Origin of the sequence: Rhodococcus sp. KRD197 (assembly GCF_017168235.1) — a bacterium.
Lineage (GTDB): Bacteria > Actinomycetota > Actinomycetes > Mycobacteriales > Mycobacteriaceae > Rhodococcoides.
This window is the reverse complement of sequence record NZ_JABFAO010000011.1, coordinates 764,975-780,591: the sequence shown is the minus strand read 5'-3', so window position 1 is coordinate 780,591 and position 15,617 is coordinate 764,975. Positions and strand designations below refer to the sequence as shown.

Below are 15,617 nucleotides of genomic sequence, written 5' to 3'. Positions count from 1 at the left end.
GTCGGTTAGCATGGCCACGACAACCCGACCGTGAGGTTTGGTCGCGCTTCGGGTTGCCGTGGCAATTCACGCGTAGGAAAGGCGCAGTCGGTGACATTTCTGCGCAGCTGGTGGAATCAGTCGTTCAGCTACGACTGGATGGTTCAGTATCTCCGTACCCACGGTGTGCTGTCCGCGCTTCGCGTCTGTATCGGCGTTTGCTGCATCTGCTTCGGAATGGCCGCCGTCACCACCTACATCACCGCAGTTCCGCCCACGTCGATACTCGCCGATGTTTTCATCGCAGCGGGCACGGTGTCGGCCTTCGTCGTCGGTGCCCGGTGGCTCCGCGGCCCGTGGCCGAGTGAACGGACGTCTCTGCTGTTCATCGTGTACGCAGAGGTCGGCACCACCATGTCCCTGCTGGCCTACGGATCGACCCAGATGTCGTTTCCCGGGTGCGCACTCCTTGCGGTGGTCGGGGTGTACGTCCAGATCCTCCACGGCCCCAGGGTGCTCCTGGCGCACCTCGCGTGGTCGGCGGGCACGGTTGCTCTGATGTTCGGATTGATCATCTTCTCCGCAGAGTCCGACCGCGGACTCGCGGTCTCGCAGCTCGCGGTGCTGCTCCCGGTGATGTTCTCTTTCCCGGTGCTGCTGCAGTCGTTGCTGCTCAGCCTGCGTGTCGATGCCGATGGCGCAAAAATCGACCCGCTGACGGGCCTGCATAATCGCCGGGGTCTCGACGAGGAGCTTTCGCGCTTTCTGAGGGGCGCCACCGACGTGTCGGTGATGGTCCTCGACGTGGACCGGTTCAAGTCCATCAACGACCGCTTCGGCCATCAGTGCGGCGACGTCGCCCTGCAGCTGATGGCGCGACGCCTGATCGTCGACGATCTGCTCGTGGCCAGGACAGGCGGGGAGGAATTCGCCGTGGTGGCCAAGGTGGGGGTCGAGCGGGCAGAGTCCGTCGCCGAGTGGCTGCGCACGCGGTTGTACTCAGCGCAGGACATGTGTCCGCTGACTGTCAGCATCGGCCTGGCCCACACCCACGGTGTCGACAATGACACCGGCACGGCGCTGACCGGGCTGCTCCGTCGAGCGGACGTGGCGATGTACGAGGCGAAGCGGCGCGGGGGCAACCAGGTGGTGATCGCAGCCGACTGGTGACCGACCTGGTTGCCCCTGTGTCAGTAGCCGCCTGGGGTGACGCCGAATTGGTCGTCGACGTTGCGTTCGAACTGGTCGGCGCACTGCTGCTGCAGTGTTTGGTTGTTGCCGGCGTTGTTCATGCAGTCGATGAAGTCGCTGCCACCGACCTGGTTGAACACGCCGACGCCGATAACTATGACGACGGCGGATATTACGACGGCGATCGCACCCAGAACGATCGACACGATCGCCATCGTGCCGTTCGTGGCCGTGCCCTTCTTGTACTTCGATCGCGCGAGGATTCCGAGGATGATCGCGGCCAGGCCGAGGACGATGCCACCGACCACCGTCCAACTCGACAGGATGCCCGCAATTCCCAGTACGAGCGCGACGATGCCCATCGTGTTGTTCGGGCTCGCCGGCGGATACTGCCCACCCTGCGGGTAGCCGCCCTGTTGGTAACCGCCCGGCTGCCCCTGCGGATACTGTCCGCCCTGGGGATAACCGCCCGGCTGGCCACCTTGTTGGTAGCCGCCCTGTTGGTAACCGCCCTGTTGGTAACCGCCCGGTGGGGGATAGTTACCCGGAGGTGGGTAGTCGCCGCCGGGAGGCGGATTGCCGCCGCTGGGTGGTGGGTAGTCGCCGGACGGATTCTGCGGCGGATTTTGCGGCGGATTCTGATCGGACACTGCTGTTACCCCCGTATTCTGCGTGAACGAAGTGCGTGCGAGTTTAGCGCTGCGATCTACGGTCCGAGCTTGGTATGCATTTCCCACACCAGGATCTCGGCGGGACTGTCCGAGTGAATGCGTTGCCCGCCCGACGAAGTCAACCGAACTGCATCGCCCTCGTACAGTTCGCCCGCTCCCTCCATCTGCACCGTGCCCTGGGCGACGAACACGTGCACGAACGGTGCTTCCGGAAGGGTGACCGCGACGCCGGGTTGTAGGCGGGCAACGTGCAGGGCCGCGGATTTCTGGGAGATGCGAATAGCGGACTGGCCGTGATGTTTCTTCATGCCCGAGGCGACGGGAACGAGTCCCCCGCGGATCAACTCGTCGTCGATCTCGAGTTGCTCGTAACCGGGGTCCAGCCCGGGCGAGTCGGGCACGACCCACATCTGGACGAATCTGACCGGCTCCTGGTGGCTTTGCCCGTTCAGTCGCCAGGAATCGTTCTTCTCCGAATGCATGATGCCCTTACCGGCGCTCATGCGCTGCGCGAGTCCCGGATAGATCACACCCGAGTTTCCGATCGAATCCTGGTGGACCAGTGACCCCTTCGTCACCCACGTGACGATCTCCATGTCCCGGTGCCCGTGCGTGTCGAAACCTTGACCGGGCGAGACGATGTCGTCGTTGTTGACGAGGAGGACGCCGTGGTGGGTGTTGTCCGGATCGTAATGCTGGCCGAAAGAGAACGAATGCTTCGAGTCCAACCATGCCACACGGGTTTTGAGGCGATCGCCAGCGCGGTGGATGTCGATGTGGGGCATCGGCGTGTACCCCGACGGGTCGTGTGGGAGGGGAGTTGGAGCGGGCATGTGTCCACTGTACGAGTCGGCGGTCGGGGCTGGTGCCCGGTCGGATAACTTTCGCGCGACGAAAGAAAATGTGTGTGGGGGTCGTTGCTCGGGTAACCGCCACACGGTTCGGCTTCGCCGGCGCGGGACCAGGCGCCGGATCGATAGTGTGAGCAGACCGAGCAACAAGCGGAGGCGAGATACTTTCTTATGACCGATTCCACGCGCGTGAGAACGACCGATCTGGAAGCGGCCCTGCTGGCGTGGGTTCCGCAGCAACGATGGTTTGCAGCAAAGGGCTCGCGGGTTGTTTCTCTGGCAGTAGTTGCCCGAGTGCCCCTGGGCTCGCGGCCCGGGGTGTCGGCGGAACATCTGCTGGTAGACATCGGATTGGACTCGCCCGGCGGCAACGGAGTTCGGATGCAGCGATACCAGGTGCCGCTGGGCTTTCGCACGAACGCCGTCGACGATCTCGTGCGCTGGCAACTTCCGCTGGCATCGGTCGACTCGGAAGTCTCGGTTGTTTTCGATGGCCTGCGCGACCCGGAGATCATAGCTCTGTACGGCGAGGCGCTCGCCGCTGCCGAGTCCGTCGAATCGATCGACTTTCGGAACGTCGTCGCACACTCCATCGATCACGGGATGCTCGGACGGGTCCTCGGCGCGGAACAGTCGAACACCTCGGTGATTCTGGGCGAAGTGCTGCTGCTCAAGCTCTTTCGCCAGGTCTCACCGGGGGTCAATCCTGATATCGAGCTGCATCGAGCGCTGGCCGAGACAGGCTGCGAGAACGTCGCTCCGCTGCGCGGGTGGCTGGAGACGGAGCAGGACGGTGAGCTGACGATGCTGGGTATGGCGCAGGACTTCGTCGCCGACTCGGCGGAAGGCTGGACCACCGCATTGGCCTCGGTGCGTGACCTGCTTGCCGGCGATCGCGAACCGCAGGACGCGGCGGCGGATTTCGCGAGCGAGGCACACGCGCTCGGCGCTGCGGTTGCGCAGGTCCACGCCGACCTCGCGCGGCAGCTCGGCACGTCCGAACGACCCTCGGCGAAGTCCGTGGACGAGATCCTCGCTCGCGTGGAGGCAGCCGTCGACGTGGTGCCCGCCCTTGCCGATCACCTTCCCGCCGCCCGTGAGCTGATCGCCCGTGCGGAGGCTGCGGGCACCACCACAGTGCAGCGCATCCACGGAGACCTGCATCTGGGCCAGGTGCTCCGCACACCGTCGAAGTGGTTGCTCATCGATTTCGAAGGCGAACCGGCAAAGACTCTGGAGGAACGCAGGCAGCCGGACAGCGCTCTGCGGGACGTCGCCGGGATGCTTCGGTCCTTCGACTACGCCGCCCATCACCTGCTCCTCGGCAGCGCCGACGCCTCGACGCAGACGTACGAGCGCGCTGCACGCTGGGTACAGCGCAACTCGGACGCGTTCTGCGACGGCTACGCCTCGGTGGCGGGAGGGGACCCGCGGTCTGCGGCGGACCTGCTCGCCGCCTACGAGCTGGACAAGGCTGTGTACGAGGCCGTCTACGAGGCCCGAAACCGTCCGACCTGGCTGGAGATCCCGATGCGCGCCATCAGGAGGCTGGCCTAGCCGCACATCTCAGGCGTATTCGGGGGGAATGGATCCGAGTCGGCCGGCCTGGAAGTCCTCGAAAGCCTGCATCACCTCGGACCTGGTGTTCATCACGAACGGTCCGGCCATGGCGATGGGCTCGCGGATCGGCTGGCCGCCGAGCACGAACACCTCCAGTGGTTCGGTCCGCCGTTCCGACGCTGCGAGCTCGATTGTGTCGCCGCGACCGAGCACAACGGTCTGGCCCTTCTCGACGGGTCGACGTTCGGGGCCGACGGTGCCGGAACCAGCGAGGACGTACACGATGGCATTGAAGCTCGGGTTCCACGGCAGCGACAGCGCAGCCCCCGGCGCGACCGTCGTATGGGACAGTGCGATCGGGGTGTACGTCGAGCCCGGCCCCTGGTGTCCCGCGACCTCACCTGCGATGACGCGCACCAGCGCGCCACCGTCGTTGCTCGAGAGCAGCGCGACCTTGCTGCCGGTGATGTCCTGGTAGCGCGGATGCGCCAGCTTGTTCTCACGCGGCAGGTTCACCCACAGTTGCACACCGTGGAACAGTCCACCCGACTGGACGAGGTGCTCCGGCGGAGCCTCGATGTGCAAGATCCCGGCGCCCGCGGTCATCCACTGCGTGTCTCCGCCGCTGATGGTGCCACCGCCGCCGCCCGAATCCTTGTGCTCCATGATCCCGTCGATCATGTAGGTCACCGTCTCGAATCCGCGGTGCGGATGCCACGACGTTCCCTTCGGCTCACCGGGTGCGTATTCGACCTCGCCCATTTGATCCATGTGAATGAACGGGTCGAGCAAGGTGAGGTCTATACCGGCGAATGCTCGCCGAACCGGGAAACCCTCACCCTCGAACCCTGCGGGGGCCGTGGTGACCGACCGGACCGGCCGGGCCACCGCGGTGGCGTCGGGAAGGGGTAGGCGGGGAAGGGCAAGGATGTTTTCGACCGTTACAGCGGGCATATCGATCTCCTCGAAGTCTCAAGTTGATTGACTGATCAACTACCTTCGATACAACAGCGCGCCCGATCAGGTATTCCCAGCGACAGCCCTGCTCGCATCGCTGCCCGGCCCAGCGCTATCGGCTCTCGGTGCTACCGGGTCAGCGTCCCGAGGTCCACCGGCAACTGAATCCCCGTGACGTGCCGGGCCTCGTCGGATGCGAGCCATGCCACCGCGGCTGCGATGTCCTCCGGCTGGCTCATCGGGTCGGGCAACGTACCCATGAAGATCGGCCCCAGCGTCGCGCCGTATTCGCCGAGGAGAGCCATCATGTCGTTCGGCTGCATCCCTGTCTCGACGCCGTGCGGATGAATCGAATTGACGCGTATGCCGAACTGGCCGAGCTCGTTCGCCATCGACCTGCACAGTCCGACGATCCCGTGCTTGCTGGCTGCGTAGTGCGCGAGGAACGGCAGTCCACGCAAACCTGCCACCGAACTGGTCATCACAATTGAGCCACCGGTGCCCTGTTCGAGCAGAATCGGAACTGCGGCCTTGACCGTGAAGAATGTTCCCGTCAGATTGACATCGAGCGTCTCCCGCCACTGCTCGGGCGTGATCTTCCAGGACATCGCCGCCGAGCAGATGCCGGCGTTGGCGATCACCACATCCAACCGGCCCAACTCGGCCACCCCAGCTTCGAGCGCGGACGACAGAGCGTCGAAATCGCGGATGTCGGTCTTCGAGGCGACTATGCGACGGTCGAGTCCTTCGACAGCCGCGACGGTCTCGGCCAGGTCGGCTGCGGTCGCACCGGCGTAGGACGTGGATTCGAATTCTTCGCACACGTCGACGGCGATGATGTCGGCTCCCTCCGAAGCCAGCCTGACCGCCTCGGCGCGGCCCTGGCCGCGAGCTGCACCTGTGATGAACGCGACTTTGCCCTCGAAACGTGACGTCATAGGATGGACGCTACCGTCGCGACACCGTCGTCAACGTCCGTTTCGGGGTGGATTCGACCGGATCTTCGGCAGCCCAGTACGGTAAGGGACGACACGGGAGGTTTGCAGTTATGGAAAGTATCGGCGCGTTCATCGGAATCGTCGTGGTGGTTCTGACCATCGTCGTGGTTGTCATCGGGTGCACGATGCTGTTCCTGGCGTCGATCAAGCCCGACTTGATGAACTTCGACCTCACTCGTCGCTCTCGCAAGAAGGTCGAGAACGACTCGTCGACTCAGAGCGACAGGATTTAGTTCGGGACGATCAGTCCCGATTCCGCAGTAACACGGACCTCGCGGACGACTTCGTCGGCGACGGGCAACTGGAGACATCGTGAGCGGTTCGGTTGATACGCGGCCTCCCCGCTGCGCGGGCCGTGAACCCATCAAGGCACGCCTGCGAGGTGAATCGCTCCCCGCACAGTTCATCCGCTTCGTACTCGTAGGTGGATCGAGCAACGTCCTCTACGGCGGCCTCTTCCTCACCCTCGCCGGTCTCGGCTCCTTCGTCGCCAACATCGTCGGTATCGCTGCCAGCACCGTCCTGGCCAACGAACTGCACCGGCGCGTCACATTCCACGCCGTCGAGCGTGTCGGTTTCCTCCAGACGCAGTGGGAAGCCGGCGGCCTCGCACTCGCGGCCCTCGTGCTCGGCACCACCGCCCTCGCGGTGGTCAACATCGCCCTGCCAGAAGCGTCGTCGCTGATGCAGATATTCGCTGTCGTCGCGGTCAGCGCAGTCACCGGTGCGATGAGATTCCTCGCCCTACGCGGTTGGGTGTTCTGACCCCACCCGTCTTCGCCCAACGCATCTCCGCCCGCCCGTGCCGATGCGGCGATAGGCTGGCCTCGCTCGTGAGCAGCGAGGAGGCCTGTGATGGGTAGGTGGTTCACCGAGACCGTCGTCGACAACGGACGTCTGCCACTGTTCTTTCTGCTCGTGTCCTTCCTGCTTGCGTTCTTGTTCATCAGGTTCAGCGTCCGCATGATTCGTGCCGAAGTGTCGTGGTGGCCGGGCAATGTCACGCCCGGCGGCATGCACATTCATCACGTCATGTTCGGCTTGGTGATGGTGCTCATCTCGGGTCTGGCGCTCGTGGCGATCGCCGACTACGACACACCGGTGGCCAATTGCATTCTGGCGAGCATCTTCGGCATCGGAAGTGCACTGATGCTCGACGAGTTCGCTCTGATCCTGCATCTGCGCGACGTCTACTGGGCCGAGGAAGGGCGTGCGTCGATCGACGCGGTCTTCGCCGCGATCGCGATCACCGGGCTGTACCTGCTCGGCGTGCACCCCATCGGCTTCACCGGTGATTTCGACGCCTACCAGCAGGACGGTTCACTGGGAACATTGGCGCTGGTACTCGGCGGTCTGGCGGTCCAACTCGCGCTCGCGGCGATCACCCTGCTCAAAGGAAAACTGTGGACCGGGCTGGTGGGGTTGTTCGTCGTCCCGCTGCTGATCGTCGGGGCAATCAGGCTGGGACGCCCCAACTCCCCGTGGGCACGGTGGAGGTACGCCGACAAGCCTGCGAAGCAGGCCAAAGCCTGGGGACGCGAAGTGCGGCTCCGTGAACCGGTCGTTCGCGCCAAGATCGTCTTGCAGGAGGCGCTGTCCGGACGGTTCGGAGTTCCCGTCGAGATACCCGCGGCAGTCGAACCCGTGGCGCACACAGCGGCGTCGTCGCCGAAACTGCCCAACCGGTTGCTCTCCCGGCTGCGGTGGAACCGCACGCGGCGGCGGTTGCGGCGAACCCCGTTGTGGCGGTTGCCGATGCTCCTGGTCTCGTTGTCGATCGTATCGGCGATCACAGTGGTGATCCTCGACGCCGAATTCGCAGAGGGAGACGGATCGGTCACGCTCGAGTCCGACCTCGATATCGGTGCGACAGCGACGCTGCTCGCAGTGATTGCCGGCGGCATGATCACCCTGACCGGTTTGGTGTTCACTGCTATCACCCTCGCCATGCAATTCGGTGCCTCGCAGATTTCCGTGCGTGTGGTGCCGATGCTGCAGCAGGATGCGATCATGCGGTGGTCGATCGGAATGTTTCTGTCCACCTTCGTCTTCGCGGTGATAGTCACCTCGGATCTCGCACTGTCCGGTGAATGGACGGCGCCGGTGCTGTCCACCTCGATTGCAATTCTGCTCTCGTTCGTCAGCGCGTTCCTGTTCGTGGGGCTCGTGGCGCGCGTGGGGATGGTGCTCGACTCCTCACGTCTGCTCCGGTGGATCGCCGCCCAGGGCCGAACCTCGATCATCCGCATGTATCCGCAGGTGGTGCGGAGAATCGAGGGCAGCTCCGAACCGGCGGCTGATCCGCGCGAGCCCGGTCCACTGGAGACATCGTCGACGGTGCGGCTGACACGCCTTTCTCCGGACGGGCGGATATTGCTGGCCGTGGATCTGGATCGCATCCAACGTCTGACCACCAAGTGGGGTGTGACGGTGGAAATGAAACCGACCATCGGAGAGTTCGTCGCACAGGATGCCGTCCTTTTCGAGGTGCATGGCCCGCACCTTCGCGTGCGACCGCATCAGTTGATGACATGCCTGATCTTCGGCGACACGCACAGCCCGACGGTGAGCCCAGCGGCTGCCCTGCAGGCACTGGTCGATATCGCACTCAAGGCGCTCTCGCCGTCCATCAACGACCCGGGACGTGCGGTGCAGGCCATCGATCACATCGAAGACCTACTGATGATCATCGCCCCTCGGATTCAGCACGAGTCGGACCGATCGGCAACGACTCGTATCAGGGGCACCCGCCGGACCTGGGCTGACTATGTCACCGTGGCCACCGACGAAATTCGGCACTACAGCTCGGGTTCCACCCAGGTCCAACGACGATTGCGATCGTTGCTGCTCACGTTGCTCAACGCGTGCCCGCCCGATCAGCACCCTCCGCTGACAACCCGACTCGACGCGCTCGACGCCCAGGTCCAGCGGGAATGGGAGGGCGAACTCGACATTGCGCTCGCCGGCGCCGCCGATCCGCAGGGGCTCGGTTCGGAGCAGGGTTCCTCCGGCCGAACCCACCCCCTTGTGCTGGGAGTGGAGCCTGCGGAATGACCGTATTCAGGCTGGGAGTGGAGCCTGCGGAATGACCGTATTGAAGCTGGGAGTGGAGCCTGCGGAATGACTTGCTTCGGTTGTGTGGTGGCTGTGTGAGACTGATCGGTGTGACTTCGGATTCTGTATCGGCGGCTGCGCCCCAGTGGTTCTGCGACGCGGTCGGTTCGAGACCGGTCGAGTCGGACATCGACGTTCTCGGTGCATCGGTGCGGGTGCGTATCTGGGATCGCGCGGCGCCGGGAGCCGAGGATGCGCCTGGCGTCGTGTTGGTGCACGGCGGTGCTGCGCATTCGGGGTGGTGGGATCACATCGCGCCGTTTCTTGCGCGGCACTATCGCGTCGCGGCGCTCGATCTGACTGGTCACGGTGACTCGGGGCGACGCGAGGAGTACGGCTTCGAGGTGTGGTCGGCGGAGGTGCTCGCGACGGTGGAACACGCGAACTTCGCCCGTCCGCCGGTGTTGATCGGTCACAGCATGGGCGGGTGGGTCGCGATGGCGTCGGCGACGGACGCCGCGCGGGTCGCCGGTGTGGCGGCCATCGACACGCCGCTGCGATCGTTGTCGCCGGAGCAGGTTGCCGCACGCGACAAACGCGCGTTCGGCCCGCTGAAGGTCTATGCCACGCAGGACGAGGCCGTGTCGCATTTTCGGACCGTTCCTGATCAATCCGGTTCCTTGCCGTACGTGATGGACCATGTGGCGCGCGGGTCGCTGCGCGAGGTCGACGGCGGCTGGTCGTGGAAGTTCGACCCGAGGATCTTCGGTAGTGCCCGTCCGACGCCGGATCTGCTGCGCTCCGTGCGTTGCCGGGCTGCGGTGTTCCGCGCCGAGCGGGGCTTGGTGACCACGGATGTGGCTTCGGACATGTACGAGTTGTTCGGCAGATCAGCTCCGGTGATCGAACTACCGCTCGCGGGCCATCATGTGATGCTGGATCAGCCGTTGCCGCTCGTATCCGGGCTGCTCACGCTGCTCGCGGACTGGGCTCACTCCGTTGCGCAGGTTGGCGACACCGCGGTCATGTGAACGCCCCCAATAGCTCCCGCGGCGGTCTTGCTACATCTAACAGAGATCGACAGATCTCGCTGTGAGCCGGTCGAGCGGACCTACGCTGACGTAGGTATTCGATTCGAGGAGGCATGTCCATGGTCAGGGATCTGACACAGCTGGAGCTGCTAACGGAGCTCGTACCGGTTGCGGAGGACAACGTGAACCGGCACATCGCCGCCGCGAAGGAGTGGCACCCCCACGACTACGTGCCGTGGGACGAGGGCCGCAACTTCGCCGCGCTGGGTGGGGTGGACTACGACCCGGAGCAGAGCAAGCTCTCCGATGTCGCCAAGGCCGCGATGATCACCAACCTGCTCACCGAGGACAATCTGCCCTCCTACCACCGTGAGATCGCGGAGAACTTCTCGCGGGACGGTGCGTGGGGCACCTGGGTGGGACGGTGGACAGCGGAGGAGAACCGCCACGGCATCGTGATGCGCGACTACCTCGTCGTCACCCGCGGCGTCGACCCCGTCGCGCTCGAGCAGGCCCGCATGATCCATATGACCAACGGGTTCGCCTCGCCCATCGGTTCGCACAGTGGGTTGCTGCATTCGGTGTCGTACGTGACGTTCCAGGAATTGGCGACGCGCGTCTCACACCGCAACACCGGCAAGGTGTGCGACGACCCGATCGCGGACCGGATGCTTCAGCGCATCGCTGCCGACGAGAACCTGCACATGATGTTCTACCGCAATATCTGCGGCGCGGCGCTCGATATCGCACCGGACCAGACGCTCGAGGCGGTCAGTCACATCGTGACGAACTTCCAGATGCCCGGTGCCGGTATGCCGAACTTCCGTCGCAACGGTGTACTCATGGCCAAGCACGGCATCTACGATCTGCGTCAGCACCTCGAGGACGTCGTCTGGCCGGTCCTGCGCAAGTGGCGCATCTTCGAGCGTGAGGACTTCACCGCTCGCGGTGAGAACACGCGCGAGGAGCTCGCTGCATTCCTCGAAGACCTCGAGCGCCAAGCAACCAAGTTCGAGGAGATGCGCGACCGCTCTCTCGCCCGCGAAGCCAAGAAGCTGGAACGCCAGGCGTCCTAGAGCAGTTGCTCGGGTGCCTCGTCTGAAAACTGGAGTTCGAACTGACTACCACGGCCACCAAGCTCGCCGAACTGACCGACAAATTGGAGGCGGCCCGCAGTCCGGGCAGTGACCGCGCGATAGCCAAGCGCGCTGCTGCCGGGTTGCCGGGCCCACGAGACCGGATCGACGCACTTCTCGATCCGGGTAGCTTCATCGAGTACGGCGCATTGATGAAAGCGCCTGGCAGCCCGGATAATCCGCTCGGCGACGGTATCGTGACGGGCAGAGGGACGGTCGGTGGGCGGCCGGTGATCGTCTACTCGCACGACAACACCGTCTTCGGGGGGTCGCTCGGTGAGATGTTCGGGCGCAAAGTGGTCTCGATGATGGAACTTGCGGCCAGGACGGCGTGCCCGCTCATCGGGATCAATGACTCCGGTGGTGCCCGTATTCAGGACGCCGTGACCTCGCTGGCTTTCTACTCCGAGATCGGCCGACGGCAGCGGTTGCTCTCCGGCCTCGTTCCCCAGATCTCCATCATGCTGGGTAAATGCGCTGGAGGAGCGGCATATTCACCTGCGTGCACCGATTTCGTCGTCGCCGTCCAGGATCAGTCCTTCATGTTCGTCACCGGGCCGGACGTGCTCAAAGCGGTTACCGGAGAGGCCATTTCGGCGGAGGATCTCGGTGGAGCGACGAAGCAGGCAAGCTACGGAACCGTGCATCACGTCTCGAAGTCCGAGTCCGACGCGTTCGAGTGGGTGAAAACGTTGCTCGGATACTTGCCGAGCAACTGCCATGAGCAAGCCCCGCTCGTCAATCCCGGGCTCGAGCCGGCGATCACCGAGTCCGATCTCGGTCTCGACACGTTCCTGCCGGACTCGGACAACACCGCATACGACATGCACGACATCATCATGAGGGTGTTCGACGACGGAGACTTCCACGAGATAGGTGAGCTGTACGCGCCCAACGTCATCACGGCGTTCACGCGTGTGGACGGCCGGACAGTGGGCGTTGTCGCAAACCAGCCCACGTATCTGAGTGGGGCGTTGGACATCGCAAGCTCGGAGAAGGCAGCTCGCTTCATCTACATCTGTGACGCGTTCGCCATCCCGGTCGTGTTTCTCGTCGACATCCCCGGATACCTTCCAGGTCTCGAGCAGGAACGCGCCGGCGTCATCTACCGCGGCGCGAAACTGTTGGCGGCCGTGATCGAATCGACCGTACCCAAGGTGACCGTTGTTATTCGGAAGGCGTACGGGGGCGGCTACGCGGTGATGGGTTCGAAGAATCTCGGTGCCGACCTGAACTTCGCGTGGCCTACCGCGAGAATTGCGGTCATGGGAGCGGAGGGGGCCGTCGGATTGCTGCGGCGTCGCGAGATCGAGGCGGCGGGGGCCGATGGTCCGCGCGTGCGGCAGCAGTTCATCGACTTCTACAACGAGCATGTCGCGACGCCGTACACCGCTGCTGAGCGGGGTTACATCGACGCGGTGATCGAGCCTTCGCAGACGCGGCTGGAGATCCGTCGTGCGCTCAAACTGCTGGCAGACAAGACCCCGGAACCGCTGCCGCCACGCCGGCGCTCGCTGCTACGACCGGTGTAGGCGCCTCCGCCGCATGTGAGTGGAAATACATAGCCCTCTATGTAGTTTCACTCACATGCGGCGAAGCCGCCATACTTCGGGTGTGAGCGAATTCTGGGACCGCATATCCGCGGTGAGTCCTGATCCACCGGTGTGGATCGTCCAAGTAGCAGCGCTGGCCGCGCTGGCGATAGTGCTGATCCCGCAGACGTGGCGTATCGCGCGCAACGTGGTGACCATCGCGCACGAGGGTGCGCACCTGTTCGTCGCGCTGATCACGGGTAGGCAGCTGATGGGACTGCGCCTGCACTCGGACACCTCGGGTGTGGCGATTTCCAAGGGCAAGCCGACGGGCCTCGGCGTCATCGTCATGACCTTTGCGGGCTACGTCGGCCCGTCGCTCCTGGGACTCGGGGCGGCCTTCGTGCTCGGCACGCAACGTGCGTCGGCGGTGCTGTGGATCGGTATCGTCTCGATTGCGCTGATGCTGTTGATGATTCGCAACCTCTACGGATTGTTGTCGCTGGTGGTGGTCGGCGCCGTGCTGTTCGTCGTGTCGTGGTGGGGCACCGGTGAGCAACAAGTTGCTGCGGCGTACTTCATCACCCTTTTTCTGCTGATTGCGGGCCCGCGTCCCGTCCTCGAACTGCAACGCTCGCGCAGCGCGGGACGGGCACGCGACTCCGACGCCGATCAGCTGGCCCGGTTGACGTTTCTACCGGGAATCGTCTGGGTGGGCCTGTTCCTGCTGGTCACGCTCGGATGTCTTGCACTGGGCGCGTGGCGGATTCTGGCTCCGGTGCAGTGACATCGACACTGGCCTCGGGGGCAGTGAAGTAGAACATGGCTCTCCGGGCGTCGACCTGTTGCTCGGTGATGGCCAGCTGACCGCGACCACGGCTGAAGAATGCCGTGAGCCAGGAGATCACCGTGGTCAGGCGGCTACGGAAGCCGACGATGTAGAGCAGGTGGACGAGCAGCCACATGATCCAGGCGATGAAACCGGTGATCTTGATCGGCCCGATCTGCGCAACCGCGCTGAACCGCGAGACAGTCGCCATGGATCCCTTGTCGAAGTACCGGAAGGGTTTACGTTCGGGTGCGGATCTACCGGACCGCACGGCTTCGACACCGTCTTCGATAACACGGGCTGCGTAGCGTCCACCCTGGATGGCGACCTGCGCGACGCCGGGCAGATTGTCCAGTGCCATCATGTCGCCGACGACGAATACCTCGGGATGGCCGGGGAGCGAGAGGTCCGGTCCAACGAGGACGCGACCAGCGCGGTCGATCTCGGCACCGGACTGCTCGGCGAGCGTTCTTCCGAGAGGGCTGGCGGCGACGCCCGCGGACCACACCTTGGTCCGGGCATCGATGCGCCGGATGGTGCCGTCGGCATCCTTGACCGACAGGCCACCGAGGTCGACGTCGGTGACCATCGCGCCGAGTTGGATGTCGACGCCCATCTTTCTCAAGCGTCGGGCGGCCGCCTCGCCGAGGGAGTCGGCGAACGGCGGAAGCACCTTCGGTGCCGCATCGAGCAGTACGACGCGTGCGCTGCGACTATCGATATGGCGGTAGGCACCGTCGAGTGTCTTGTTCGCGAGTTCGGCGATCTGGCCGGCCATTTCGACACCCGTGGGTCCGGCGCCAACGACGACGAAGGTGAGCAGCCGAGCGATCTCGTCCTCATCTGTGGCGAGTTCCGCCTGGTCGAAGGCGCCGATGATGCGACCGCGTAGCTCGAGGGCGTCGTCGATGGTCTTCATGCCGGGCGCGAACTCGGCGAAGTGGTCGTTGCCGAAGTAGGACTGGCCCGCGCCTGCGGCGACGATGAGGCTGTCGTAAGGGGTTTCGGTGACGCGTTCGAGGAACTGAGAGGTGACGGTTTTCGACTCGAGGTCGATGGCACCCACCTCGCCGAGGATGACGGAGGCGTTGTGCTGATCTTTGAGGATGAGGCGGGTCGACGGCGCGATCTCGCCCTCGGACAGGATGCCCGTCGCCACCTGGTAGAGCAGGGGTTGGAACAGGTGGTGGGTGGTCTTGGCTATCAAGGTGACGTCGACATTGGCCTTGCGAAGTTGCTTGGCTGCGAACAGTCCGCCGAACCCGGAGCCGACAATGACGACGCGGTGCCGGTGAACTCGTTGTGCGAGCGCCGGTGTGAGTTCGGGTGTGTTGGACGCGGACATGGGTGTGTCCTTCCACGTTCGGGACGTCCGGTGTGCGGGCCGTCGTGTGTGCTGTGTCACTATGTACTTGAAGGCTACAGCACCGCATGTCTGAATGTTAAGACAATTGCGGTCGAGTGCGGATCGCGCATGGTCTCACTTAATGGCCATAGGTAGATACCTAATGGTGATAGGCTCTTGCCATGGACAGGGTTCCTCTCAATCGATCCGTGGTGACCGAGCGCGGTGCGCAACTCGCCGACGCGACCGGTTTCGATTCGTTGAGCCTCGCCGCCCTTGCTCGATCGTTCGGCGTCCAAACCCCCAGCCTCTACTCGCACGTCAAGGACCTCGCTGACCTACGGGATGGCATTACCGCCCTGGCCCTCGGTGAACTCGCAGCGAATATCGGCGACGCCATAGCCGGTCGCTCGAAGAAGGATGCGCTGGTGGGTTTCGCGGCCGCGCACCGTGAATACTCGACCGACCACCCAGGCCGGTGGG

At 64.3% G+C, this 15,617-nt stretch carries 15 protein-coding genes; 10 read left to right on the top strand and 5 right to left on the bottom strand.

Features of this window, described 5'->3' with window-relative positions; all coding sequences use genetic code 11:
• Positions 1–90 precede the first annotated feature (90 nt).
• Complete coding sequence (locus J1M86_RS19445; RefSeq protein WP_307786682.1) at positions 91–1,149, top strand: GGDEF domain-containing protein; 1,059 nt, start codon at positions 91–93, stop codon at positions 1,147–1,149.
• 20 nt (positions 1,150–1,169) lie between these two features.
• On the opposite strand, the gene J1M86_RS26880 is transcribed toward J1M86_RS19445, so the two are convergent.
• Both J1M86_RS26880 and J1M86_RS19435 read right to left on the bottom strand, forming a co-directional pair.
• Positions 1,170–1,820, bottom strand: coding sequence for a DUF4190 domain-containing protein (locus tag J1M86_RS26880; RefSeq protein ID WP_206511011.1), 651 nt, complete (start codon positions 1,818–1,820; stop codon positions 1,170–1,172).
• A 56-nt stretch (positions 1,821–1,876) separates the two neighbouring features.
• Positions 1,877–2,674, bottom strand: coding sequence for a pirin-like bicupin family protein (locus tag J1M86_RS19435; protein WP_230556148.1), 798 nt, complete (start codon positions 2,672–2,674; stop codon positions 1,877–1,879).
• 189 nt (positions 2,675–2,863) lie between these two features.
• Between J1M86_RS19435 and J1M86_RS19430 the strand changes: the two genes are divergently transcribed.
• Positions 2,864–4,249 carry a hypothetical protein gene (locus J1M86_RS19430; protein WP_206511010.1) on the top strand — a complete coding sequence of 462 codons (1,386 nt, stop codon included), beginning with the start codon at positions 2,864–2,866 and terminating at the stop codon, positions 4,247–4,249.
• A gap of 9 nt (positions 4,250–4,258) precedes the next feature.
• On the opposite strand, the gene J1M86_RS19425 is transcribed toward J1M86_RS19430, so the two are convergent.
• Together J1M86_RS19425 and J1M86_RS19420 are read right to left on the bottom strand one after the other, a co-directional pair.
• Positions 4,259–5,206 carry a pirin family protein gene (locus J1M86_RS19425; RefSeq protein ID WP_206511009.1) on the bottom strand — a complete coding sequence of 316 codons (948 nt, stop codon included), beginning with the start codon at positions 5,204–5,206 and terminating at the stop codon, positions 4,259–4,261.
• Positions 5,207–5,337: 131 nt separating this feature from the next.
• Positions 5,338–6,147: a mycofactocin-coupled SDR family oxidoreductase gene (locus J1M86_RS19420; protein WP_206511008.1), complete on the bottom strand. Its 810-nt coding sequence runs from the start codon at positions 6,145–6,147 to the stop codon at positions 5,338–5,340.
• Positions 6,148–6,257: 110 nt separating this feature from the next.
• Here J1M86_RS19420 and J1M86_RS19415 point away from each other — a divergent pair, with 110 nt between their 5' ends.
• The 7 genes from J1M86_RS19415 to J1M86_RS19385 all read left to right on the top strand — a co-directional run bounded on the left by J1M86_RS19415 (position 6,258) and on the right by J1M86_RS19385 (position 13,747).
• Positions 6,258–6,440 carry a hypothetical protein gene (locus J1M86_RS19415; protein ID WP_075837818.1) on the top strand — a complete coding sequence of 61 codons (183 nt, stop codon included), beginning with the start codon at positions 6,258–6,260 and terminating at the stop codon, positions 6,438–6,440.
• A 79-nt stretch (positions 6,441–6,519) separates the two neighbouring features.
• A complete protein-coding gene (locus J1M86_RS19410) occupies positions 6,520–6,972 on the top strand; it encodes a GtrA family protein (RefSeq protein WP_206511007.1) in 453 nt (150 codons plus the stop codon).
• Positions 6,973–7,062: 90 nt separating this feature from the next.
• Positions 7,063–9,261: a DUF2254 family protein gene (locus tag J1M86_RS19405; protein ID WP_206511006.1), complete on the top strand. Its 2,199-nt coding sequence runs from the start codon at positions 7,063–7,065 to the stop codon at positions 9,259–9,261.
• 104 nt (positions 9,262–9,365) lie between these two features.
• Positions 9,366–10,292, top strand: a complete 927-nt coding sequence (locus J1M86_RS19400; protein WP_206511140.1) for an alpha/beta fold hydrolase — start codon at positions 9,366–9,368, stop codon at positions 10,290–10,292.
• A gap of 119 nt (positions 10,293–10,411) precedes the next feature.
• Entirely contained in the window at positions 10,412–11,368 is a 957-nt protein-coding gene (locus J1M86_RS19395; protein ID WP_075837816.1) for an acyl-ACP desaturase, read from the top strand.
• A gap of 41 nt (positions 11,369–11,409) precedes the next feature.
• Positions 11,410–12,960: an acyl-CoA carboxylase subunit beta gene (locus J1M86_RS19390; protein WP_075837815.1), complete on the top strand. Its 1,551-nt coding sequence runs from the start codon at positions 11,410–11,412 to the stop codon at positions 12,958–12,960.
• A 55-nt stretch (positions 12,961–13,015) separates the two neighbouring features.
• Positions 13,016–13,747 carry a M50 family metallopeptidase gene (locus J1M86_RS19385; RefSeq protein ID WP_206511005.1) on the top strand — a complete coding sequence of 244 codons (732 nt, stop codon included), beginning with the start codon at positions 13,016–13,018 and terminating at the stop codon, positions 13,745–13,747.
• Here J1M86_RS19385 and J1M86_RS19380 read toward each other — a convergent pair.
• A complete protein-coding gene (locus tag J1M86_RS19380; RefSeq protein WP_206511004.1) occupies positions 13,692–15,134 on the bottom strand; it encodes an NAD(P)/FAD-dependent oxidoreductase in 1,443 nt (480 codons plus the stop codon). The genes J1M86_RS19385 and J1M86_RS19380 overlap by 56 nt on opposite strands.
• A gap of 182 nt (positions 15,135–15,316) precedes the next feature.
• Here J1M86_RS19380 and J1M86_RS19375 point away from each other — a divergent pair.
• Positions 15,317–15,617, top strand: a 301-nt coding sequence (locus J1M86_RS19375) for a TetR/AcrR family transcriptional regulator (RefSeq protein ID WP_368857270.1), incomplete at its 3' end; no start/stop codon positions are given.

Bases quoted from the DNA above. Each gene is read 5' to 3' on its own strand.
- J1M86_RS19425 (WP_206511009.1), bottom strand. From the start codon at position 5,206: ATGCCCGCTGTAACGGTCGAAAACATCCTTGCCCTTCCCCGCCTACCC.
- J1M86_RS19420 (WP_206511008.1), bottom strand. From the start codon at position 6,147: ATGACGTCACGTTTCGAGGGCAAAGTCGCGTTCATCACAGGTGCAGCT.
- J1M86_RS19405 (WP_206511006.1), top strand. From the start codon at position 7,063: ATGGGTAGGTGGTTCACCGAGACCGTCGTCGACAACGGACGTCTGCCA.
- J1M86_RS19395 (WP_075837816.1), top strand. From the start codon at position 10,412: ATGGTCAGGGATCTGACACAGCTGGAGCTGCTAACGGAGCTCGTACCG.
- J1M86_RS19415 (WP_075837818.1), top strand. From the start codon at position 6,258: ATGGAAAGTATCGGCGCGTTCATCGGAATCGTCGTGGTGGTTCTGACC.
- J1M86_RS19430 (WP_206511010.1), top strand. From the start codon at position 2,864: ATGACCGATTCCACGCGCGTGAGAACGACCGATCTGGAAGCGGCCCTG.
- J1M86_RS19435 (WP_230556148.1), bottom strand. From the start codon at position 2,674: ATGCCCGCTCCAACTCCCCTCCCACACGACCCGTCGGGGTACACGCCG.
- J1M86_RS19385 (WP_206511005.1), top strand. From the start codon at position 13,016: ATGCGGCGAAGCCGCCATACTTCGGGTGTGAGCGAATTCTGGGACCGC.
- J1M86_RS19380 (WP_206511004.1), bottom strand. From the start codon at position 15,134: ATGTCCGCGTCCAACACACCCGAACTCACACCGGCGCTCGCACAACGA.